Source organism: Bacillus sp. FSL R9-9410 (assembly GCF_038050385.1).
Lineage (GTDB): Bacteria > Bacillota > Bacilli > Bacillales > Bacillaceae_G > Bacillus_A > Bacillus_A cereus_U.
The window spans coordinates 480,371-504,243 of record NZ_JBBOTV010000002.1 but is presented as its reverse complement, the minus strand read 5'-3'; the positions used below and the strand labels follow the sequence as shown (position 1 = coordinate 504,243).

The window sequence follows — 23,873 nt, the reverse complement described above, 5'->3', positions numbered from 1 at the left end:
TGTTATTCTCCTTTAATTGGAATTGTAGCGCTGGCCTTCGTTAACGTAACGCTATAAATTTGGGAATCAAGCTTTTTAACTGTACCGTAAGAGAATGAGCCAGGTTGTATCTTCTTACCTTCTTCTACACGTATAATTGTTGAAGTATGGTTTGGTAACCCTTGATAGGCAATGTGAACAGCATCATCTTCATAAGAAACATCTAGGTCACCAGTTTGATAAATTTTCATAGAAGCAGTTGCTTCACTTTGGGTCATACTTTTTATATAAGGATATCTTTCTCGTATTTCTTTAATTGTCGTTTTATAAGCTTTAAATAATTCTTCCCATGTTAAGTTACCCGAGCGTTTTTCATCAAGGATATCATCTGGATGAACGAAATGTGAGATAACCCCTAAATTTGCAGTAACATCAGTTAAGATAAATTGCTCTTCATCTGTGATAGCATAGCCACTCGTAATGCGCGGGAAGTGATAAATGTTTTTATTCTGTTCATCTGGTCCGAATTCTTGAATTAAACTGCCGTTACCTTTACCCCCCACATATAGGGAAGCAACTGTTTCTATAGTTGGGACCGCGTCGTTTAACGCACTTAATCCAGTTGTATTTATAATATTGGATGGTGGTACATAGGTTTTTAACTTTTCATTTGGAAAGAAGTTATACACGAGTTTTTGTAGAGCATTTAAGGAGCTCTCCATATCCTCTTTTGAATTCCATGGAACATATTCAAGTGCTTTATCTACTGGGTCTGATGGTAATAATAAAGGTTGATGGTTATAGCCATGAATGCCTATTTCTCCGCCATGACTTAATAATTCTCTCCCAAATAATAAATAGGTATTTCTATTTTTACCTGAGAAATCTTCGAAAGGTGGAGTTACTTTGTTTTGGTATGTCCCAATTGCAACACCCGTATATTTAATATCAAGCTCTTCAGAGATATTCTTCATATTTTTCCACCAATGTTTTTTATAAAATTCTTCAACAGAAATTTTTTCTGTTGTTAAGTTTTTTAGTTCTCCACTTGGAATCGGAGATGGGAAGTCATCGATATACATAATCTCGGCTCCAAGTTGTGCTGTAGCGAAAGCCGGGAAAATAGTACCCAGTGATTGAACGAACATACCTCTACCTAATTTATCGTTCAATGCTGTTGTATTCCAATATAAGACTTTTCCTTCACCGTAGTCATTGGTCCAGAGGATGGGAGTATCTTCTGCTGTAATCCAAGCATTAGTTGTATTCTCATCTAGCGTAATATTCATTGAGCTATGAGTAAACAATATAGAAGAACTTGAGAGATCTGGATAACCAGGGAATAAAACCTCTTCAAAGGTCAATCCTTTCGCGTCTTTGAAGCCTTCTTTTTTTGTAATACCGAATAGGGCGTTCCAGGAAGGATCTGAATCAAGTCGGTTTGCGATAATAATCCTTCCGCCCATTTGTACAAAATTTTGAATATCAGCTTGTGGAAGTTGCGCCATTATTTCACCTGTAATAATAATCCCTGTATAGGGAGAAGGAGTAAGTCCCTTAATTTCATTAGCTGTAATATCTTTATAGTGTAGGTGTGCGTAATCCATTGCCTTCTTCGTATTAAATTCGACTTGTTGTCCTAATGTATTATCCGTTTTTAAAACATATAATTGCATTTTATGTCCACTTTGAGTTACATCTTTTGCTTTGAGTGTTTTAACAGTATCTATTTCTTTAGCTTTAGGAACAGAAAACTTTTGATAAAAATTTTCTGTTCGATATATAAGGATGGATAAAATTAAGAGAAATAAAATGATACTAATAATCCCGATATATAGATTAATTCCCTTTTTCAATGTGTGCGCCTCCAAACTGCTTTACAAATAATTGATATTTACGCGGTAGTATATGAATTCTTTTTGCGGTTGTTAGATTATTGATTAAGTTATAGAGCTTGTCCCATAACTTTTGGTCATAATATATTTCAAGTAATCCAACATAACCGTAATAGGATTCAGGATAGAAATGAATAAGATTTAAAAACTGTTCTTCAGACTTTGCATATTGTTTTGTGTGTAGAAACAGGTTTCCAAGGTGGAAAGGGTAAAGAGATTCGTTAGGGAATAGTTCTACACTTAGTGTAATAAAATTCATAAATTCATCGATTATTTTTTCTTTTTGCTGATTAGAAAGAAGACCGCTGTCTATATATCTTAAATAGTTAGAAACTAATTCTTTTGCAATTTCATTTTGTGGATTTTGTAGAAATTGCTTATTTAAGTATTCGATCTGTTTTTCGTACCGTTCATTTAGTAAATTAATAGTAGTTGCTGCGTAATGTACAGTTTCAGGATCTTTATGGTGAATTGCTTCTTTCAATAAGCCTCCTTCATTAGAAATAGAGGAGGAGCTTAACTGTACAATGAGTTGTTTATGTAATTCAGGCTTATCTAGTTCTAATCCAGAAGAAAATGAAATTAAGTCCATATCTTGTCTTGCTGATTCTAAAATATCTTCGTAATTATCAACTTGAAAGGAAACGTACTCAGAGTATTGCTGTAACCAATCGGTTTTGGATCGTCTTATATTAAGTAATAACATGATTACTGATACAATAAGTCCGATAAGTGGGAAAAGAAGAGAGATAATCAAGCAAAATTCAATAATTCCTTTTTTATCTTCAGCAATTACACTTTTCGTAAATCGAAATAAAAGAAAAACCAAAATAGCATAAATAAAATAAAGAAGGAGTAAAATCATTAGACTATCACTCCTTTAGAAGAAAGAGCATGTTGTATACGAGTTTGAACTTGTAGTAAAAACTTTTCTTCAGTGCCAGGTAATAAAATCATAATCTTTTGTTCGGTCGTACTATAACCGAATATATCAATATCACGCAAATGGTCTTTTAAAATAGAATTTATCATTTCTAAAGAATCTTGCGGAGCATTGAACTCAAAATAGGAATATGGATAAGATAATGTTTCGTAACGTTTCTTTTCTATTTTTAGTAAATGTTCAAATTCACCTTCATAATAAATGCTTGTTTTAGGGAATGTGCGATCCTCTTGACTCGATAGCCAAAGATTAGAAGCGTTCTGTAAACGATCACCCATCCAGCGTAAATACCATGTGAAAAGTTCGAATTGCTCAGAAGTTACTTTTGAAAACTCGATTTCGTCTAATATAATGACGTATTGTACATCATCTTGGAATAGGACGGGACCAACTAAAAGTGGAGCATCTTGAAAATCTTCATCCGTACGGAAAAAAGGTCGATTATGCGCTAGAGCATTTTTGATGACTAACGAAGCGTTTTTAACAAAAATGGATTGAGATAATGTATTTTTACCAGTTTCTGATCTTAATTTAATACGAAGCGATTGTTTATTGTTATCGACGTGATAGATACCAATTTTTTTTGCTCCAAAGTACATTTTTAATACATTTATTCCTTCATCGAGTACAATTTCAGGATGTGTATGATTTAAAGCTTTAAACATATGATACATTTTAGACAAATGGTTATTTGATTCAAGTACACGAGAACGTAGTGTAATACGTGTTTCATCCAATTGTTTCACAACATGTTTTAATTCTTTATTTTCAGCCTTCAGCTCATTATTTATCATATGTACATCTTCATAACGTTCTTTTTGTGAAGTACTCATTAATCCGCAACATAAACTAATAACAAGTAAGAAAATCCAACTTATCCAGTAACCTGATGAATAAAAGTACAGTAATACATCATCTTCTATATATATACCGCTTACAAAAATATAAATCATTGCTTCCAGAAAGACGAAAAGGGCAATAGATATACCATACCGGCTGGAAATAATTAATGTAATAAATAAGAGTAAGCAGTATTCATACGTAGGTGTTAGAAAATCAGTTAGTATTGAGAGAAAAAATAGTGCAATAAAGAGAATCGTAGGTTCAATCATTTTTTGGAATGAATTGGATTGCTTATAGTACATAAATAAATTCCTTCTTTCATTTGCAAATTTAATTTTGAGGAATAGTACACTGAAATAAAATACATAATTTAAAAGAATTATTTTAAGATATATAATATATAGAGCCCAAATCATTTTATCAACAGGGATGTAGTAAATTCAAGTGAAATAAATTCTAATTTTTGTTAATAAATTGTATTTATTGGGATTTTTATAAAGATATCGAGTTTGAAAAATGTAAAATGTTATGGAATTACTAAGTTTGTATTAATATTTAAAGGTGTTAAAATGTAAAACGATAGAAAATTACAGTTGTATAGGGGGTAATATTATTATGGAGTGGAAACGTTCCATATGCTTTTTAGCTATATTTTCTTTTATTTTTTCCTCAAGTACATCCGCACAAGCAAATGTTGTGGAACCAGTTTTAAAAAATGTACGAAGTTATAAAATTTATTATGGTGAAGCAAATGAGCAAGTAATTGAGAGACTTTCAAAGTATGACATGGTTATTATAGAGCCATATGCATTTACGAAAGAACAAGTTCAGCAATTGAAAAAGTCAGGAACGGTAGTCCTTGGTTATGTTAGTGTTTTAGAATTAGAAGCGTGGCATAAATCACAAGTAGTTGAATCAGACTATTATTATAGAGACGGTAAGAAAATGAAGATTGAGCAGTGGAATACATATATTATGAACTTAGCTGAGGAACATTACCGTGGGATTGTTGTTAATAAAGTAAAACAGCAAATTATTGGCAAAGGCATAGATGGTGTGTTTTTAGATACAGCTGGTGATATTGATGACTATTTTTATGATCAGCCAGCTACACAAGGAAAATTTCGAGAAGCATATGTAAATTTATTAAAAGAAATTAAAAGTGTTGATTCTAACCTGCTTCTTATACAGAATTGGGGATTTGAAACAATCAAAAATACATCCTTGAATTTTATACATGGTGTATTGTGGGAAGACTTCAATAAACAAGTTATTGCGAAAGATGAATGGAGTCAAAATTGGATGCGCTATTTTAAACAACAAAGTAATAAAATTGTAACGTTTACCGTTACTCCAAATAACGTATCTAAAAAATATAGCTCTATAAATGGATTTATTCCTACAATTAATCCGAATGATATTTATGATAAATAGCAATTGTTCCATATGAAAAACTATGAAGTGTTAGGTCAGTAATACAAGGATTTCATAAAGGTGAATGTATTACTGACCAGCTCCTTTTACATAAGAGGAGGGCTTAATAAATGCGAACGAGCTGTTTATGATATACTGTGTTACCTTCTTGGCTTGTATCATGGTTAGAGTAAGTTTATAATCAAGGAATCCTATTTAATGTCCTGATAGGGTTATTTATTATTGAAAGCGTTTTAAATTCGCTCTTTTTTAAGGTAGGAAGTCTGACTTATTTGGATTAAAAATTATGTATGTAGTTTTAAATAGGAAGAAAAATAATAAAGTGAAACTTTATATTGTGGGGAGGTTAAAAGTGTGAAAGGGAAAGATTTTCACACGAATATATATGGGTTACGTAGGATTATTACTTTCAGGTGCAGCTTTATTTTTAAATAGTCTTGTCATATTAGGAAAAGTAGAGATGAAAAGTGCAGGTGTCTTTAATTTATTTGTGGGGGCATTACAAATTATCATTCCGTTCTATTTGATTATGATTTCTGATCAAAGTAATTGGACGGTATATTCATATGCAGCTACTTTTTTGTTTGGTTTAACTTATTTATATGTAGGCGTTACTTTTATTAAAGGAATGGATAGTAGTGGACTAGGCTGGTTCTGTATTTGGGTAGCAATTATTGCTTTATTCTATATGGTTGTTTCATTTGTTCAATTCCACGATGTTGTTAATGCGTTAACATGGTTTATGTGGGCATTACTTTGGTATTTATTCTTTGTATTAAATGCACAAAAAAAGAATATCAATCAATATCTTGGCAGAATTGCCTTTGTACAATCGTGGGTAACATTGACGTTGCCTGCACTCTTTTATTTTATGGGAGTATGGGGAGAGGGATTTGTATATGAACTATGGGTTTATGTATCAGTAATTTCTATTTTCTATTGCTGCTATTGTATTTTTAAATATCGAGTACGTTAAAGTATCGTATATAAGAAAGCATGGAATCTTGATAATGATTCCATGCTTTTTATTTATATTCAAGTTTATAATTAAGGTAGTAATTTACAATATTCGATTTTATAAAACAGGGGATGATGAAGTTGAAAAAGGTATTGGTACTAGGGGGAACAAGGTTTTTTGGTAAACATTTAGTAGAAGTACTGTTGCAAGCTGGACACGATGTAACGATTGCAACACGAGGATTTACGGAGGATTCTTTTGGGGATACGGTAAAAAGAATTGTAGTAGATAGAGAAGACGAAAAGTTACTGGAAGAGCGTTTGGAAGGTAAAAGTTATGATATCGTATACGATAATTTATGCTATAGCTCGAATGCAGCGAAGATAATATGTGAAGTGTTACAAGGAAAAACAAAGAAATATATTATGACATCTTCAATGGCTGTTTACGAGCCAGCGATAGGCTTGTTAGAAGAGAACTTTAATCCATACGAGTATGCTATTACGTATGGAGATAGAAATGACTTCAATTATAGTGAAGGCAAGCGATTAGCCGAAGCGGTTTTACTTCAACAAGCAACATTCCCAGTTGTTGCAGTGCGTTTTCCAGTTGTTATTGGAGAAAACGATTATACGAAAAGGTTACAATTTTACGTTGAACATATTGTGAGGCAAGAACCTGTCGCCGTGAATCACCTAGATGGAGAGTTGTCATTTATACATGAAAAAGAAGCAGGGGAATTTTTAGCTTGGTGCGGGATGAAGGACATAGAAGGGCCAATTAATGCTTGTAGCAACGGGATAGTTTCTACTTGAGAAGTTATTCATTTCATAGAAGAAAATACGGGAATAAAAGCACTCGTTCAAGAAGTAGGAGATAATGTAGCGCCTTATAATGAAGTGATTAATTGTACATTACATAATGGAAAAGCTAATGAATTAGGATTCCCGTTCCGAGAATTGAAAATAGAAATAGAAAAAGTATTACGTTATTACATACATGCAATGAAATAATCATAAATCCCCCAGTGGCAATCCGGGGGATTCTGGAGGATTTCGACAATACTAGTTTTACATCACCAAATTTACCTTACATGCATGATGAATACTAATGTATCACATCAATATATGGATCTAGTTCATCATAGTCATATGAAAGGTTGGGCAATTGAAATGAATACGTGAAATTATCTCCTTTCCGCCTCGAAAGTTGGCCTGAGTAAAAATAGTTTACTTAAGTCAAAAATACACTTGTTTTTTTCGGAAGTCAACAATAATCCCGGGAATTTTCTGAAAAATATTACAATAAAAGTAACACTTTTGATTTCGTTTGTGACTCTTATCCTTTTTGCTTATACTGTAAAGTAGTAGTGTCTTGTTGAGATAGAAGGAGATTGTTTATGGGCAAAACGAAACAATTAATAGAGGAAGCAAGTAATTTTATTACCGTTTGCTATAAGGAACTTAATAAAGAGAAATTAATAAAAGAGCGTATGAAAGAAATTTTAATAGAGATAGAAAAGACTGGAACGTATGAGCATACATTTGAAGAGCTTGTTCATGGATCACGAATGGCATGGCGTAATAGTAATAGATGCATTGGGAGATTGTTTTGGAGTAAGATGCACATATTAGATGCACGTGAAGTAAATGATGAGGAAGGTGTATACAATGCATTAATTCATCATATTAAATATGCAACGAACGATGGGAAAGTTAAACCGACAATTACAATTTTTAAGCAATATCAAGGTGAAGAAAATAATATACGAATTTATAATCACCAATTGATTCGGTATGCAGGATATAAAACAGAAATGGGAGTGATTGGTGACTCTCATTCCACTGCGTTTACAGATTTTTGTCAGGAACTTGGCTGGCAAGGAGAAGGTACGAATTTCGATGTATTGCCACTTGTGTTTTCTATAAACGGGAAGGCACCTATATATAAAGAAATTCCGAGAGAAGAAGTAAAAGAAGTGCCAATTGAACACCCAGAATACCCGATTTCGTCACTTGGAGCAAAATGGTATGGGGTTCCAATGATTTCAGATATGTGCTTAGAAATTGGCGGTATTTCTTATACGGCAGCCCCGTTCAATGGATGGTATATGGGAACGGAGATTGGGGCTCGTAACTTAGCGGATCATGATCGCTATAATTTACTTCCGGCTGTTGCGGAGATGATGAAGCTCGATACATCGAGAAACGGTACGTTATGGAAAGACAAGGCGCTAATTGAATTAAACGTGGCTGTTTTACATTCTTTTAAAAAACAAGGAGTTAGTATTGTGGATCACCATACAGCTGCACAACAATTTCAACAATTTGAGAAGCAGGAAGCGGCATGTGGACGGGTTGTAACAGGTAATTGGGTGTGGCTCATTCCACCGTTGTCGCCAGCTACCACTCATATTTATCATAAACCGTATCCAAATGAAATTTTGAAGCCGAATTTCTTTCATAAATAATAGCTAGTATAGTTTTTTTTTCTGCAAAATATAATTTTTTTTAATTACTGTTACGTAGCAAATGGAAGCCTTTACTATCGGTTATTTTTGGAAAGGACTTTTTGAACCAAGGAGTTCCTTATGTTATAATCAAATTTCTGTTTCGAAGACCTTATAGAAATATAAGGTCTTTTGTTTTGCTTTTTTATGTAATAGGAATAGAAATTTTCTTTTAAATAAGGGATTTAGCATATTTTTAGGGACAACATAAGTGTGTAGGAAATTGATGAATTATTATGCTTATATAATCATTGTGTTTTGGGTGTAAACAAGAAAACATAATAAAGTTGTTTTTTAGATTGCTGAGGAAGGAGGAAGTGTAAATGAGGATGAAGAGTCGAAAAACGGATTGGCCTGTATTTCTTATTAGTGGTGGCTCACTTTTATTATTTGTAATTGCAGTTATTTTAAATAAAAGTTACGTAGAGGGAGCCATTAATAGCAGTTTTACAGCTTCAATTAAATATTTTGGTGCCTTTTGGCAAGTTTTATTAATTGGTACATTTGTTGTTGCAATGTGTATGGCGTTTTCGAAATATGGGAGAGTTAAACTTGGGGGGCTAGAAAAACCTGAGATTAGTACGACAAAATGGCTCGCTATTATTATGTCTACATTACTTGCCGGAGGTGGCGTTTTTTGGGCAGCCGCAGAGCCGATGTACCATTTGATGACGGTGCCACCAATACATGAAGGTATAACTGCTGGAACGAAAGAAGCGGTAATGCCGGCTTTAGCACAAAGTTATATGCACTGGGGTTTCCTGGCTTGGACGATTTTAGGTACAATTAGTGCGGTAGTTATGATGTACGGGCATTATCATAAAGATATGCCTTTAAAACCTCGAACGCTTTTATATCCTATTTTTGGAGAGAAATTGCGAAAGAGTTGGCTTGGAACAGTGATCGATGTATTTGCCATTATTGCGGTAGCTGCAGGGACGATTGGTCCAATCGGATTTTTAGGACTACAAGCAAGTTATGGGTTACAAGCATTGTTTAACATTCCTGATGTGTTTACTACTCAATTAGCCATTATTGTTTGTGTAGTAGCTGTTTCTACTATATCTGCGGTAACGGGAATTGATAAAGGGATTCAAATTATAAGTAATTTAAATGTTAGGTTAGCAGTTTTATTAATGGTATTCGTATTACTGTTTGGACCAGGTGGATTTATTATTGATTCATTTGTTTCTTCGTTTGGATTTTATATAAATGAATTTATTCCAATGAGCACATATCGTGGTGATACAGGTTGGTTAGGGTCGTGGACAATCTTTTTCTGGGGATGGTTTATTGGATACGGACCGATGATGGCAATTTTAGTGAGCCGAATTTCAAGAGGAAGAACAATCCGAGAAATCATCGTTGCAATTGGAATTATTGCACCTATTATTACAACGTTTTGGTTTACTATACTAGGGGGATCAGGTGTGTTTTATGAGTTAATGAATCCTGGTTCTATCTCGACCGCATTAAGTGAATCTGGTATGCCAGCGGCTATGATTGCAATTACAGAGCAACTGCCACTATCTAATATTATTGGACCTGCATTTCTTTTATTAACAATTTTATTTGTAGTGACAACAGGAGATTCAATGGCTTATTCGATTTCAATGGCAGTGACTGGAGATGGAGATCCTAGAATTAGTTTGCGAGTTTTTTGGTCGCTTATTATGGGCGCAGTTGCGGCGATTCTTTTATATATGGGTGAGGGAAGTATTAACGCCTTACAATCCTTCATTGTAGTGACGGCTGTTCCGGTATCTATTCTGTTATTCCCAATGCTATGGCTAGCGCCTAAAGTCGCAGGGGAATTAGCGTTAAAACAAGGTATTGTAAAAGAAGAAGATAAAACTAGCTTCTTGTTCCAAAAAGCTAGTAAATCAAAATAAATAATTGTATTTATATAAGAAGAGGAAGCATTTCATTTGAGATGCTTCCTCTTTGCTATTTATCCAAATACTTTTCCTGAGGGGACAGTATTTGGATAAACATTTCGTATAGTTTCAATCTATTCTAATACTTTATCTTTCGTCTCTGGGACACATAATAGCATTGTAACTAAACCGATTGGATAGATAATGAAGATGAGAGATAATGCTCACATTAAATTACCACCTGCAGCAAGTAAGCCGATAATAACAGGTCCAAATCCAGCTAACCCACGTCCTGTATCGAAAATAAAGTTCTCTGCTGTCGAGCGAGCTTCAGCAGGATAGTTTTCAGCTAAAATTGCTCCGAATCCCCCCATCATGCCATTGGCAAAGAATCCAAGCAATGCACTTCCCCATAACAATGATGTTGAGTCTGTGAATAAGAAGAAGTAAATGAGACAGTATATAGTACCACCGACATAATAGATTGTAAAAGTTTTACGGCGACCAATTTTATCGGCTAGAATACCAAAAGTCGCAATTCCAATTAGCATGCCGATCGTAGAGATGAACATCCAGCCGCTCGCTTTTGCTAATGTGTAGTTATATTTATTCGCTAAAATAGTTGGCATCCATGTGAAAATTCCATAATATCCGAAGTTCTGGATGAATGACATAATAATAAGACCAATTGTTGTTATCGTTACTTTTTTATTGGCAAATAACTTTCGAAGTGGGAACTTTTTCATTTGCTTTAGTTGTTCTGCCTCAGTAGTTGTTAAATTACCTTTAGCTTCTTTTTGTAACAATTCTTTTTTGTATCGTTGTTTTTGTTCCCATATTTCCGGTTCACTTAAACTTTTGCGGACGTAAACAGCTAGTAGAGCGGGAATGAGTCCAAATAAGAAAACAGCTCTCCATCCGAAATGCGGGACGATAAATGCCGGAAGGAGTGAAGCGACTAGTACGCCAAATTACCATCCAAGTGCAACAACGGATGTCGCCTTAGCGCGCATTTCTTTAGACCATGTTTCAGTTACGATGGCCATTCCAATCCCGAATTCACCACCAACTCCCATTCCAACTAAAAAGCGAAGAATTAATAATTGCCAATAATCTGTTGCGAAATAAATAAGTGCTGTTGCTAGTGAGAATAGTAAGATTGTGAAGGCCATCGTACGGATACGCCCAAATAAATCAGCAATAAATCCAAATAAATAAGACCCGATTAGCATTCCTATTGTGGTAGCTAATGTTAAGTTTCCACCTTCAACAGGGCTTAAATGAAATTCTTTTAAAATGTAGACGAGTACGAAAGATAAGAGCAACATGTCTAAACCTTCTGCTGCATATCCTAGCGCAGAACCAAACAATGTTTTATATCTTTTCTCTTTCGTCTCCTCTGTTGTTGATTGTACATCAGTAGTGACGTTCATCATTACTCCTCCTTATTTTCTTCTACAGTCGCTATGGAAGAATAACAAAAGGCCTTCTCACCTGATATGATGAGAAGGCCAAAAAAGCATACGTATCCCTAAAAAAGACCATACGTATAGTATATTCCGACTTCCTTCTCAACCTCACGGGGTTGGGTTAAAGGACTGTATTATATTACTTTATTTTTAGCACTCTTCTGTTAGATTGTCAAATAAAGAGGGGATAGTTATGTGTAAAATATTTCAAAAAACATTTCATTCTCCTTGACGCACGCTTCATTATTTTCCCATAATAAAACTAACTAATATAAAAAGGAATGAATCACAGATGCTAAATTTAGTACTTATGATGATTGAACGCGTCGGACTTATTGTTATTTTAGGATTTTTACTCTCTCATATTAAAACGTTCCGGCGTCTTCTTCATAAGCAAGACGGATATGTAGATAAGTTTAAGCTTATTTGTATTTTTTCAGTGTTTACAATTGTAAGCAACTACACAGGGATTGAAATAGCAGGAAATACTATTATGAATGAAAATTGGTTACAAGGTGTTTCATCATCCAGCACAATTGCGAATACACGAATCATGGGTGTTGGAATTAGTGGATTGCTTGGCGGTCCTATCGTCGGAATTGGAGTAGGTTCTATTGCGGGTATTCATCGTTATATGCTTGGCGGGACGACGGCAGTAAGTTGTGCAATTTCATCAATTTTGGCTGGGATTATAACAGGTTATATTGGATACATTTTCAAAAAATATAACCGTACTATTACTCCTAAATTTTCTGCGATTTTAAGTGTTTTTATCGTTACTTTAGAAATGCTTATGATTCTATTAATTATAGAAGATGGACTTAGTGTTGTGAAAACAATTGCGCTACCGATGATTCTTGTAAATAGTTTTGGCAGTTTCATTTTACTTTCGATGATACTAGCTATTTTACGACAAGAAGAAAACGCAAAAGCTTTGCAAACGCATAAAGTATTACGAATTGCTGATAAGACGTTACCATATTTCCGCCAAGGGTTAACAGAAGAGTCTTGTAAACATGTGGCACAAATTATTCACCGCTTTACGGGAACAGATGCGGTATCCTTAACAGATACAGAGGAAATCTTAGCTCACGTTGGATTAGCATCAGATCATCATATTCCTTCACACAGTTTAATAACAGGTTTATCAAAAGAAGTATTAAAAACAGGGAAAATAATGAAGGCAAAATCACGTGAGATTATTAATTGTCAACATGAAGGGTGTCCATTACAAGCGGCAGTTGTTATTCCATTAACTTCACATGGAAATACGATAGGAACATTAAAACTTTATTTTAAAAACCCTAATCAATTAAGTCGTGTTGAAGAAGAGTTAGCGGAAGGGCTAGCGAAAATATTCTCCACACAGCTTGAGTTAGGTGAAGCTGAGTTACAAAGTAAGTTATTGCAAGATGCCGAAATAAAAGCGTTGCAAGCACAAATCAATCCGCATTTTTTATTTAATGCAATTAATACAGTATCAGCTTTATGCCGAACAGATGTAGAGAAAGCGAGAAAATTATTATTGCAGCTTAGCGTTTATTTTCGTTGTAATTTGCAAGGGGCACGACAATTACTTATTCCATTAGAACAAGAGTTGAATCATGTACATGCATATTTATCGTTAGAGCAAGCGAGGTTTCCGAATAAGTATGAAGTGAAGATGTACATTGAAGAGGCACTAAAGGTGACTTTAGTTCCACCATTTGTGCTTCAGCTATTAGTTGAAAATGCATTGCGCCATGCTTTTCCGAAAAAGCAGCCAGTGTGCCAAGTCGAGGTACATGTGTTTGAAAAAGAAGGGATGGTTCACTTTGAAGTAAAGGATAATGGACAAGGGATTGAGAGTGAACGTCTAGAGCAATTAGGAAAAATGGTAGTTCCATCAAAGAAAGGGACGGGAACAGCCTTATATAATATTAATGAACGACTTATCGGGTTATTTGGGAAAGAGACAATGCTTCAAATTGAAAGTGAATTAGAGCAAGGGACAAAGATCCTCTTTGTGATTCCGAAAAAAGTAGAGGAGGAAAAACGGAGTGTTAAAAGTATTAGTAGTTGATGATGAAATGTTAGCACGGGATGAATTGAAATATTTATTAGAGAAAACAAAAGAAGTAGAGATAATTGGTGAGGCGGATTGTGTAGAGGATGCATTAGAAGAATTAATGAAAAACAAACCAGATATTGTTTTTCTAGATATTCAATTATCTGATGATAATGGATTTGAAATCGCAAATATATTAAAGAAAATGAAAAACCCACCTTCAATTGTGTTTGCTACTGCATATGATCAATATGCGTTGCAAGCATTTGAAGTAGATGCGTTAGATTACATTTTAAAGCCATTTGATGAAGAACGTATCGTACAGACATTAAAGAAATATAAAAAACAAAAGCAAATAAAGTTAGAAACAAAGCAAGATGTAAAGAGTGTAGATGTAACGGCCGAGATGCATAAATTAGCATTACCAATTGAGGAATCAATTGTACTTGTTAACATTGAGGATATTATTTACGTAGGGCTTTTAGATGGGAAAGTAACTGTAAAAACAATGAAAGAAACATATGTAACACATGATACGCTTGTCATTTTGGAAAAGAAATTACCACAAACAATTTTTATGCGTGTTCATCGTAGTTTCGTTGCTAATATTAATCATATTTCTGAGATACAGCCGTGGTTTAATTCGACTTATAACTTAATTATGAAAGAGGGATCTAAAGTCCCGGTTAGCCGTACATATGCAAAAGAACTTAAAAAGCTGCTTCGTATTTAAGAAGCAGTTTTTTAAGTATCGATGTGGCAGTAGTTGGTGTCGTAACGGTGGTGGTTATTCCAATGTTCATGCCGTTTATTGGATGATAAAACTTACTTAAAAAAATATAAAAGCAAGCTATTTGTAGGACGGATTTCTACTGATAGCTTGCTTTTTATGTTACAGTAATGGTAAGACCTATTCTTAGGGGAATAAAAGTTTCCTTAAATCTTCATTAATACTTTGCATAATGCGTTTTGAAATAGGTCATTGTATTGTAAAATAAGAAGTAACATAATATATTAGCACAATTAACGGGCGGTTAGGGTTGAAGATAAATTGCTCGCAATGGCTTTAATATTCAAGGATAATTATAAGTAGAGAAGAGAGAGAGAGCTACTTGTTAACGTTTTACTTTATAGGACAGGAGAGAGTACTCGTCGATTATGCAAATAAAAAACCTGTTTCAAAGCAAAGGATTTCAGAGGTTAATCGTATTAGTATTACTTGCTCTCATATTGTATGGGATGCAAAGTATGTTAAATTTAATTTTAATTACGTTTATGTTGACGTATTTAATGGATCGATTCCAAAAGTTTATTTCTCGTAAATTAGATCATTTTATGCCAATTAATCGGAAAATTATTATAGCGCTTTTATATGTAATGTTAGTGGCGGGAATTGCCATTACGCTATTTAAATATTTACCGGTATTAACAATACAAATTTCACAATTGATTTATCAATTCAATGTATTTTTAAGAAATCCACCTGATAGTGAATTAATTAAGTATGCAGTTAATGCTGTGAATCATATGGAACTTTCTAAATATGTAGGGCAAGGCGTAGACATTTTGTATAAATCCATTACGAATGTTGGGAAATTTGGCCTTCAAGTTTTACTTTCTGTAATTTTGAGCTTATTTTTCTTACTTGAAAAAGCACGTATTGTTGCTTTTACTTCGAAATTTAAAGAAAGTCGACTTGCAATTTTCTATAACGAAATAGAGTATTTCGGAAAGAAATTTGCACGTTCATTCGGGAAAGTAATCGAAGCACAATTTTTAATTGCAATTGTTAACTGTGTTTTATCTGTTATCGCATTATGGATATTAGGATTCCCGCAATTACTAGGTTTAGCGTTAATGATTTTCTTGCTTGGTTTAATTCCAGTGGCGGGTGTTATTATCTCGTTATTCCCACTCTGTATGATTGCTTACAATATCGGCGGTATTATGTATGTCGTTTATATTGTAGTTATCGTAACAGTAATTCATGCGCTTGAAAGTTATGTATTAAATCCGAAGTTTATGTCACAAAAAACAAATTTACCAATCTTCTACACATTTATGGTGTTAATTTTTTCTGAGCATTTCTTAGGTGTATGGGGGCTTATTATCGGTATCCCAATCTTCATATTCCTATTAGATGTTTTAGATGTGACAAGTGATGAAACTGAGAAGGATTTTTCAAAAAAATAAAGTAAGAAAAAGCATCGATATTCGATGCTTTTTCTTTTATAAAGTATGGTATTCTATGCCATACTGTAAGAAGAATATACAATTGGGGTGAAATAATGGCTATAAATGAAAAGAAGGAATTAGCTACATTTGCTGGTGGGTGTTTCTGGTGCATGGTTTCGCCGTTTGAAGAGATGGAAGGGATTATACAGGTTGTTTCAGGCTATACAGGTGGCTATAAAGAGAATCCAACTTATAAAGAAGTGTGCTCGGAAACAACTGGGCATTATGAAGCAGTACAAATTACATTTGATGCAAATAAAATGCCGTATGAAGAGTTGTTAAATATATATTGGAAACAAATTGACCCGACTGATATGGAGGGACAATTCCACGATCGTGGACAGTCTTATGAAACAGTGATTTTTTATCATAATGAAGAACAACATAAAAAGGCAGAGATTTCAAAAGAAGAGCTTGAGAAGAGTGGACGTTTTTCGAAGCCGGTTGCTACAAAAATATTGCCAGCTACTACGTTTTATCTGGCTGAAGAATATCATCAAGGCTATCATAAGAAAAACACGTTCCGCTATGAGTTATACCGTAAAGGATCAGGGCGAGATGCTTTTATTAAACAACATTGGCCAAAGAATAATGCTCATTTAAAAGAAAGATTAAACGAGATGCAGTTTTATGTAACACAGGAAAATGGAACTGAACCGCCCTTTCAAAATGAATATTGGAATCATAAAGAAGAAGGGCTTTATGTAGATATTATTTCGGGGGATCCATTATTTACTTCTTTCGATAAGTTCGATAGCGGCTGTGGATGGCCGAGTTTTACGAAACCAGTTATGTCAGCTAGTGTGAAAGAAAAAATGGATGTTAGCCATAATATGACGCGTACGGAAGTGAGAAGTAAGGAAGGAGATTCACATCTAGGGCATGTATTTCCAGACGGTCCAGGACCAAACGGCCTTCGTTATTGTATTAATTCAGCAGCGCTACGCTTTATTCAAAAAGAAGATTTAGAAAAAGAAGGATATGGTGATTTTCTAATCTTGTTTGGAAATAAAAAATAACCTCGCAGTCAGCGAGGTTATTTTTTTATTTTGCTTTTTTCTTTTTAAATTTGCTTAGTACTTCATAAACGATTGGAACAATAAGAAGTGTTAATAACGTTGAACTTGTTAATCCACCAATTACTGTTACGCCAAGTCCTTTAGAAATTAAGCCGCTACCTTCAAATCCTAATGCAAGCGGGATAAGAGCCCCGATTGTTGCAATTGCAGTCATTAAGATAGGACGCAGGCGTGTTGCACCAGCTTCTAATAATGCTTCACGTGTTGATAGGCCGTCATTTTCTTTATGAATAACACGGTCAATGAGCACGATTGCGTTCGTTACAACGATACCAATTAGCATAAGAGCCCCAATCATCGCAGATACACTTAACGTTTCGCCAGAGATTAATAAGGCAACAAGTGCACCAATGATTGTGAATGGTAGTGAGAATAAAATTGCGAATGGTGCAAGGGCACCGCCAAATGTAATAACAAGAACGAAGTATACAATGGCAATCGCAGCTAACATCGCTAAGCCAAGTTGTTTGAATGATTCTTGAATATCTTGTGTAACACCGCCCATAGAAACGTCTACACCAGAAGGAAGATCCATTTTATCTACTTCTTTTTGAACAGCGGCAGATGCTTTTGAAACATCATCAGATGCTAATTTCGCACTAACCGCCGCATAAACACGGCCATCACGATGTGTTACTGTGTTAGAAGTTTCACCTTCTTTTACAGTCATAACATCTTTAACAGCAACTTCATTACCAAGTGGCGTTGTAATTTTACGATTTGTTAAGTCATCGATCGTTTCATAGTTTTGTTTTTCAGTTTCTACATATACATTTATATCTTTACTGTCTTTTTTAATTGTTGTTAGAACAGGGCGATCATGTTGATTCGAAAGTCCCATTCCAATTTGAGCAGCAGTTAGCCCCATTTTACTTAACTTTTCTTGATCAGCGACTAAAGTATATTCTGCATATGTTTTTGCAACACTAGAGTCTACGTCTTTTAAATCTTTATTTTTCTTCATGATATTTTGAATGTCTTTCACGACAGGCTTAATTTCTTCAGAGCTATCTCCATAAACGTATAGCTTAATTTCGTTACTACCGCCACTTGCTCCGAAATCTTGGTTTTTCCATTCACCTTTTCCAGACATCTTTTGTAAATCTTTAACGACTTGTTCTTTCTCTTTTTCAAAGTTTTTCGTATCGTTATCATATTGAACGAAGAACATTGCTTGATTTGATTGACCAGGGCTCATTGGGTTTTCGCCACCTAATGAGAATTGAATTGTTTTGACGTCTTTTTTATCTTGGAAATGCTTCTCAGCTTTCGTTGCGATTTTTTCAACGTCTTCTAATGTTTGACCTGGCTCAGGATTGTATGTTGCAATGATCATTTTTTCTTCTTCAGATGGTAAGAAGCTTACACCGATAATTGGCACAAGTGCAAGACTACCAACTAATAGAAGGACAGCGATACTTGATGTAATAATTTTATGGTTTAACGCCCATTCAAGTATACGTTTATATCCGTTTGCTAGTTTGCTTGGTTTTTCCTCATGATGTACTTCTTTTTCTCTCATGCTTTCCTTCTTGAATAAGGAATGTGCTAGCATCGGTACAATTGTAACTGCCACAAGTAAGGAAGCGAGTAGGGCAAAAACAATTGTTAAAGCAAATGGTAAGAACATTTCACCAATCATACCTTTTACAAGCCCAAGAGGTAAGAATACAGCGATTGTTACAATTGTAGAAGACATAATTGGGATAAACATTTCTTTCGTAGCTTCACGAATTAAATCTTTTCCACGTAATTTTTCTTCTGATAACGACATACGTCGATAAATATTTTCAATAACAACAATGGAGTCATCGACGACACGTCCGATAGCGACTGTCATTGCTCCAAGTGTCATAATGTTAAGGGTAATATCCATTTGTTTTATGACTAGAACTGCAATTAATAAAGAAAGTGGTATAGAAACGACAGAGATTAGTGTTGTTCGAATGTTTCGTAGGAACAACATAATGATAACAATCGCAAAGATAGCACCAAAGATTGCTTTGCTAAGCATTGTTTCGACTGATTTCTCAATAGGTGCACCTTGGTCAAAGGTTGAAATAATCTCTAAGTCTTTATATTTTTTCTCAAGGTCTTTTACTTTATCTTTAACTGCATTTACAACATCAACTGTATTCGCATCAGCAGCCTTCACAATTTGAATTCCGATTGCTTCTTTCCCATTTGTTCGAGAAATAGACTCTGCTTTCCCGACTTCTTTAATATCAGCAATTTCTTCTAATGTAACCGTTGGTATACCATTCATAGCAGCTGGATTCATCTGTGGTGTTTGTGCTCCAGCACCAGTGTTTTGATTGCCTTGACCATTCGGTGATGAAGGGATAGCTGGGATTTTTAATTCTTTTAATGCTTTAATTGTTGTAATATTACCGTCAACAACAACTGATTTTTCCGTATCTTTAAATGTATATAAGCCAAGTGGTAAAGATACGTCCGAACCTTTAATAATGTTTTTTACAGTATCTTCACTTAAACCTAATTCTTTCATCTTATCCTTCTTGAAGACAAGTTGTACTTCATCTACTTGTTGACCTGTGATTTGAACAGATGCGACACCATCAAGTCCTTTTAATCCTGGAACAACATTTTTTTCAACATTTTCAGTTAAGGTAGCTAAAGATTCATCTTTACTTGCTACGCTTAATGAAATAACAGGGAAGGCGTTGAAGTTCACTCGTGAAACTTTTGGATCTTTTACACCTTCCGGCAGTTTTACATTCGTGAGCGCTTCTTTAATTTCTGTTTCAGCTTTTTCCATATTTTTATTAAAATCATACTCTACTTGAATAGAGGATGCATTTTGATAAGAGGCCGAACTAACAACGTTTACACCACTTAAATTTTGTAGTTGCTCTTCCATCGGTTTTGAAACTTTATCAGCTACTTCTGCTGGTGTAGCACCAGGATAAACCGTAGTTACTGTTACAATAGGCGTTGTAATATCAGGAATTGTTTCCAGCTTCATATTAAGGCCAGAATAAATACCTGCAATGGTAACAATAATGGTTAGTAGCCAAACCGCGAACTTATTTTTCAACGAGAAATTGATGATTTTGTTCATGTTTGCGCTCCTTTTCAATATATATTGACCAACTGGTCAGTCTAATACATAATATAACTGACTGATTGGTCAGTCGTCAATAAAAAGAGATGGTATAATAAAATCAAACTGTAAGTAGTCGGTTTCCTATTCCTTACTGATTATTGATTTTTACAGATGGAAAGGCTTCTATATAAACCATTTACTCCATTAAATTTTAGGGAAGAAGTCTTATTTTCTGTTAATGTGGAATGAAATCAAGTTTGAATTTACATAAGATGCGAGATTAAGTTTAGGAGAGAAGATATGAAAGAAAAAGAGCGTTTAATTATAGAATCGGCTATGAAGTTATTTGCGACTAAGGGTGTCAATGCGACATCAGTACAAGAAATTGTGACAGCTTGTGGCATATCTAAGGGGGCTTTTTATTTATATTTTAAATCGAAAGATGAGTTGTTATTAGCGACACTTCGATATTATTATGACAAAATCCAAAAGAAAATGCTGGATATTGATAGAGAATCTTTATTGCCACGTGAAAAATTTGAAAAACAATTGTGTTGCCAGTTTACTGATGTACAGAAGCATAAGGAATTTATTATTATGCATGCGAGAGAAAATGCGATTCCATTTAATAAAGAAGTAGAAGAATTTATGATGCGGATGAAATTAGAGTCTCATGCATTTTATCGAAATAGCTTACTATCCATTTATGGTGAAAAGGTTATTCCATACTTGTTAGATCTAGTAATTATGGTGGAAGGGATATGCCGTGGGTATTTAGAATTAATTATTTTAAATGCGCCAAAAATTGATTTGTCCTATGTCTCAGCTTTTATTTTAAAAAGGATAGACAATTTAGTAGAGGGTCTTCTAGAATCTTCGGAGGAACCTGTTCTACATGAAGAGAGACTTGGAGAATTTCTTTGCAGTTCCGAGCTTATTAAGGAACAGGTGAAGGAACATTTTTTAAGTGAAATTATTGTATTTAAACGAACATTAGCCGATCAATTAGAAAATGATGAGTTACTTGTGACTTTAGATGTTTTAGAAGCAGAAATGAGATTGCAAAATCCAAGGATTCCAGTGATTAGAGGTATGCTTGCTAATTTAGCGGTATATCCTGGTTTAAATGAGTTTCGATTAAGGCTTACGGCATACTATAAGATAAAAATAACATAATAATAAAAATCCTTGCATATAGAACAGGACGCAAGGATTTTTATTATAATCAAGAATTATTTTGTGACCATTCTTCAACATTCCAAATCTTTGTTATCCAGCCTTCATAAAAGTCTGGTTCGTGACATACAAGAAGGATTGTTCCCTTATACGCTTTCAGGGCTTTTTGGAGTTCTTCTTTTGCCTTAACATCAAGATGGTTTGTTGGCTCATCGAATAGTAGCCAGTTACTTTCTTCACCCATTAGCTTACATAAACGTACTTTTGCTTGTTCGCCACCACTTAATTGATTTAGTGGGCGAGAGATATGTTCATTTTTTAATCCGCATTTCGCTAACATTGCACGAATTTGATGTTGGTCCATGCTAGGGAATGTGTTCCAAACGTCATCAATTGGTGTTATGTTATCAGCTTTTACTTCCTGTTCGAAGTATGCTGGCTCTAGGAAATCACCAAGGCTTGTTTTACCTTTTAATGGTTTAATCTTGCCTAAAATTGTTTTTAGTAATGTTGATTTACCAACACCGTTACATCCAACGATAGCAATTTTCTCACCGCGTTCAATTGTCATTGATAGCTTTGGTAGTAATGGATGTGTATATCCGATTTCTACATCTTCGCCTTCAAAGACGAAACGGCTACTTGCACGACACTCTTTAAATGAGAATTCTGGCTTAATTGCTGTTTCTGGGCGATCAATACGCTCCATGCGATCAAGTTGTTTTTGACGACTTTTTGCACGACCTGTCGTTGAATAACGAGCTTTGTTCTTTGCAATAAAGTCTTCCTGCTTTTTAATAAACTCTTTCTGTTTTTCATAAGCATTTATATGTTGATTTTTATTAATTTCGGCTAACTCTAGGAATTTTTCGTATGTCGCTGTATAGCGCGTCATTTTTGTAAATTCTAGATGGAAAATAACATCAACGCATTTGTTCATAAATTCCGTATCATGGGAAATTAATAAGAATGCATGTGGATATTCTTTTAAATAATTCGTTAACCAATGAATATGTTCAACGTCTAGATAGTTGGTAGGCTCATCGAGTAATAACACTTCTGGTTGTTCAAGTAATAGCTTTGCAAGTAATACTTTTGTACGTTGTCCACCACTTAGTGCTGAAACATCACGATCTAAACCGATTGCATCAATTCCAAGACCTCTTGCTGCCTCTTCAATTTTCATATCTAGTAAATAGAAACCACCTGCTTCGAGAGCATCTTGTATTTCCGCCATCTCCTCAAGAAGTGCCTCTAATTCTTCAGGTGTTGCAGTTCCCATTTTTTCTGCAACTTCATTTAAAGCTTTTTCTTTTTCAAATAAAGGTAAAAACGCGTCAGCTAATACATCACGAATTGTGCGACCAGGTGTTAAAATTGTATGCTGGTCTAAGTAACCGTAATTTGTACCAGGTGTCCATTCTACACGGCCTTCATCATGGATAAGTTGACCAGTAATAATATTCATAAATGTTGATTTACCAACACCGTTTGCACCGACTAATCCGACATGTTCTCCTGCTAGTAAACGCATGGATACATCTTTAAATAATGTGCGATCGCCAAATGTATGGCCTAGTTTTTCTACTGTTAATAAGCTCATAGTATCCTCCGTCCAACTTGAAATAGTACCTTGAATCATGATACTAAATTATTGAGTATAATGCTATCCTTTCAAAATGTATCTTTTTGTAAGAAACTCATTGTATTTTTTTGGGGAAAGGTTATAATATTAATTGAACAGTGGTCAATTAAATTGTGAGGTATGAAAAATGTCGCCAAGAAGGGCAGTTAAACAAGAATTAACGAGAGAAATGATTATGAATGTAGCAAGAGACTTATTTATAAAATTAGGTTATCAGCATACTTCAATGCGTAAAATTGCAACAGAAATAGGATATAGCCATGGTGCCATCTATTATCATTTTAAAAATAAAGCAGAGCTTTTCTATGCGATGGTAGAGCAAGATTTTCAATTGCTAAATCAAAAATTAGATAAGATTAATGATCAAAATTTACCACAAGAGGAACAATTGAAAGCTGTTTTATTTGGTTTTATTGAATTTGGTTTGCAAAATCAAAGTCATTATGAAATCATGTTTTTAATTAGAGATGATGAGTTAAAAGAATGTTTAGCAGATGGCCCAAATGTTAGTTACGAAAAATTTGCTACTGTTGTATCTTCTTTGTGTAATGAGAAGGTAAATGTAATGACAATATGGTCTGTTTTTCTATCATTACATGGGTTTGTGGCACACTATTGTGGGAATGATCAAACATTTGAAGAAGTAAAAGGATTAGCTAAAGTACACGTGGAGTTTATTTCAAAATCACTTCTTATGTAAGTGATTTTCTTTTTAAT

At 34.3% G+C, this 23,873-nt stretch carries 15 protein-coding genes and 3 pseudogenes; 12 read left to right on the top strand and 6 right to left on the bottom strand.

Translation table 11 applies throughout. The annotated features are described in order from the left end of the window. Positions 1–2 precede the first annotated feature (2 nt). The 3 genes from MKX77_RS26440 to MKX77_RS26430 are packed head-to-tail and all read right to left on the bottom strand — an operon-like array spanning position 3 to position 3,962. On the bottom strand, positions 3–1,835 hold the full coding sequence (locus tag MKX77_RS26440; protein WP_341308229.1) for a DUF2194 domain-containing protein: 1,833 nt from the start codon (positions 1,833–1,835) through the stop codon (positions 3–5). Continuing rightward, on the bottom strand, positions 1,819–2,739 hold the full coding sequence (locus tag MKX77_RS26435; RefSeq protein ID WP_341308228.1) for a tetratricopeptide repeat protein: 921 nt from the start codon (positions 2,737–2,739) through the stop codon (positions 1,819–1,821). The genes MKX77_RS26440 and MKX77_RS26435 overlap by 17 nt, the downstream gene beginning before the upstream one ends. Next, positions 2,739–3,962, bottom strand: a complete 1,224-nt coding sequence (locus MKX77_RS26430) for a nucleoside-diphosphate sugar epimerase (protein ID WP_341308227.1) — start codon at positions 3,960–3,962, stop codon at positions 2,739–2,741. Before MKX77_RS26430 ends, MKX77_RS26435 begins: the two co-directional genes overlap by 1 nt. A 313-nt stretch (positions 3,963–4,275) precedes the next feature. Between MKX77_RS26430 and MKX77_RS26425 the strand changes: the two genes are divergently transcribed. The 5 genes and pseudogenes from MKX77_RS26425 to MKX77_RS26405 all read left to right on the top strand — a co-directional run bounded on the left by MKX77_RS26425 (position 4,276) and on the right by MKX77_RS26405 (position 10,453). Further along, a complete protein-coding gene (locus tag MKX77_RS26425; RefSeq protein ID WP_341308226.1) occupies positions 4,276–5,094 on the top strand; it encodes an endo alpha-1,4 polygalactosaminidase in 819 nt (272 codons plus the stop codon). 385 nt (positions 5,095–5,479) lie between these two features. Continuing rightward, on the top strand, positions 5,480–6,070 hold the full coding sequence (locus MKX77_RS26420; protein WP_341308225.1) for an AmiS/UreI family transporter: 591 nt from the start codon (positions 5,480–5,482) through the stop codon (positions 6,068–6,070). Positions 6,071–6,183: 113 nt separating this feature from the next. Further along, positions 6,184–7,065 (top strand): annotated as a pseudogene (locus MKX77_RS26415) (NAD-dependent epimerase/dehydratase family protein). Between the two features lie 386 nt (positions 7,066–7,451). Then, positions 7,452–8,522, top strand: coding sequence for a nitric oxide synthase oxygenase (locus MKX77_RS26410; protein ID WP_341308224.1), 1,071 nt, complete (start codon positions 7,452–7,454; stop codon positions 8,520–8,522). 362 nt (positions 8,523–8,884) lie between these two features. Further along, the gene (locus MKX77_RS26405) at positions 8,885–10,453 is read left to right on the top strand and encodes a BCCT family transporter (protein ID WP_341308223.1); all 1,569 of its coding nucleotides are present in this window, start codon (positions 8,885–8,887) and stop codon (positions 10,451–10,453) included. Between the two features lie 119 nt (positions 10,454–10,572). Here MKX77_RS26405 and MKX77_RS26400 read toward each other — a convergent pair. After that, positions 10,573–11,871: pseudogene (locus MKX77_RS26400) on the bottom strand (MFS transporter). Between the two features lie 328 nt (positions 11,872–12,199). Here MKX77_RS26400 and lytS point away from each other — a divergent pair. The 5 genes and pseudogenes from lytS (at position 12,200) to msrB (ending at position 17,208) form a co-directional block, all read left to right on the top strand. Then, positions 12,200–13,969 (top strand): two-component system sensor histidine kinase LytS, encoded by a 1,770-nt coding sequence (gene lytS / locus MKX77_RS26395; protein WP_002089899.1) that lies wholly within the window; start codon positions 12,200–12,202, stop codon positions 13,967–13,969. Continuing rightward, positions 13,947–14,687, top strand: a complete 741-nt coding sequence (locus tag MKX77_RS26390) for a LytR/AlgR family response regulator transcription factor (protein ID WP_341308222.1) — start codon at positions 13,947–13,949, stop codon at positions 14,685–14,687. The genes lytS and MKX77_RS26390 overlap by 23 nt, the downstream gene beginning before the upstream one ends. Before the next feature lie 425 nt (positions 14,688–15,112). After that, positions 15,113–16,147, top strand: a complete 1,035-nt coding sequence (locus MKX77_RS26385) for an AI-2E family transporter (protein WP_002198704.1) — start codon at positions 15,113–15,115, stop codon at positions 16,145–16,147. Between the two features lie 95 nt (positions 16,148–16,242). Continuing rightward, positions 16,243–16,710 (top strand): annotated as a pseudogene (msrA, locus tag MKX77_RS30755) (peptide-methionine (S)-S-oxide reductase MsrA); the annotation flags it as partial. Positions 16,711–16,755: 45 nt separating this feature from the next. Beyond that, positions 16,756–17,208, top strand: a complete 453-nt coding sequence (gene msrB / locus MKX77_RS30750; RefSeq protein ID WP_435868551.1) for a peptide-methionine (R)-S-oxide reductase MsrB — start codon at positions 16,756–16,758, stop codon at positions 17,206–17,208. Between the two features lie 25 nt (positions 17,209–17,233). Here msrB and MKX77_RS26375 read toward each other — a convergent pair whose 3' ends face one another. Further along, a complete protein-coding gene (locus tag MKX77_RS26375) occupies positions 17,234–20,350 on the bottom strand; it encodes an efflux RND transporter permease subunit (RefSeq protein WP_341308220.1) in 3,117 nt (1,038 codons plus the stop codon). A 285-nt stretch (positions 20,351–20,635) separates the two neighbouring features. Between MKX77_RS26375 and MKX77_RS26370 the strand changes: the two genes are divergently transcribed. Continuing rightward, positions 20,636–21,511 carry a TetR/AcrR family transcriptional regulator gene (locus MKX77_RS26370; protein WP_341308219.1) on the top strand — a complete coding sequence of 292 codons (876 nt, stop codon included), beginning with the start codon at positions 20,636–20,638 and terminating at the stop codon, positions 21,509–21,511. Between the two features lie 49 nt (positions 21,512–21,560). Here the strand turns inward: MKX77_RS26370 and MKX77_RS26365 are convergent, their stop codons facing one another. Continuing rightward, positions 21,561–23,114, bottom strand: a complete 1,554-nt coding sequence (locus MKX77_RS26365; protein WP_341308218.1) for an ABC-F family ATP-binding cassette domain-containing protein — start codon at positions 23,112–23,114, stop codon at positions 21,561–21,563. 169 nt (positions 23,115–23,283) lie between these two features. Between MKX77_RS26365 and MKX77_RS26360 the strand changes: the two genes are divergently transcribed. Next, on the top strand, positions 23,284–23,856 hold the full coding sequence (locus MKX77_RS26360; RefSeq protein WP_341308217.1) for a TetR/AcrR family transcriptional regulator: 573 nt from the start codon (positions 23,284–23,286) through the stop codon (positions 23,854–23,856). The last annotated feature ends 17 nt before the right edge of the window (positions 23,857–23,873 follow it).

Coding starts and splice junctions, on each gene's coding strand:
- MKX77_RS26435 (WP_341308228.1), bottom strand. CDS start 2,739: ATGATTTTACTCCTTCTTTATTTTATTTATGCTATTTTGGTTTTTCTT.
- MKX77_RS26430 (WP_341308227.1), bottom strand. CDS start 3,962: ATGTACTATAAGCAATCCAATTCATTCCAAAAAATGATTGAACCTACG.
- MKX77_RS26425 (WP_341308226.1), top strand. CDS start 4,276: ATGGAGTGGAAACGTTCCATATGCTTTTTAGCTATATTTTCTTTTATT.
- MKX77_RS26420 (WP_341308225.1), top strand. CDS start 5,480: ATGGGTTACGTAGGATTATTACTTTCAGGTGCAGCTTTATTTTTAAAT.
- MKX77_RS26410 (WP_341308224.1), top strand. CDS start 7,452: ATGGGCAAAACGAAACAATTAATAGAGGAAGCAAGTAATTTTATTACC.
- MKX77_RS26405 (WP_341308223.1), top strand. CDS start 8,885: ATGAGGATGAAGAGTCGAAAAACGGATTGGCCTGTATTTCTTATTAGT.
- lytS (WP_002089899.1), top strand. CDS start 12,200: ATGCTAAATTTAGTACTTATGATGATTGAACGCGTCGGACTTATTGTT.
- MKX77_RS26385 (WP_002198704.1), top strand. CDS start 15,113: ATGCAAATAAAAAACCTGTTTCAAAGCAAAGGATTTCAGAGGTTAATC.
- MKX77_RS26375 (WP_341308220.1), bottom strand. CDS start 20,350: ATGAACAAAATCATCAATTTCTCGTTGAAAAATAAGTTCGCGGTTTGG.
- MKX77_RS26370 (WP_341308219.1), top strand. CDS start 20,636: ATGAAAGAAAAAGAGCGTTTAATTATAGAATCGGCTATGAAGTTATTT.
- MKX77_RS26365 (WP_341308218.1), bottom strand. CDS start 23,114: ATGAGCTTATTAACAGTAGAAAAACTAGGCCATACATTTGGCGATCGC.
- MKX77_RS26360 (WP_341308217.1), top strand. CDS start 23,284: ATGTCGCCAAGAAGGGCAGTTAAACAAGAATTAACGAGAGAAATGATT.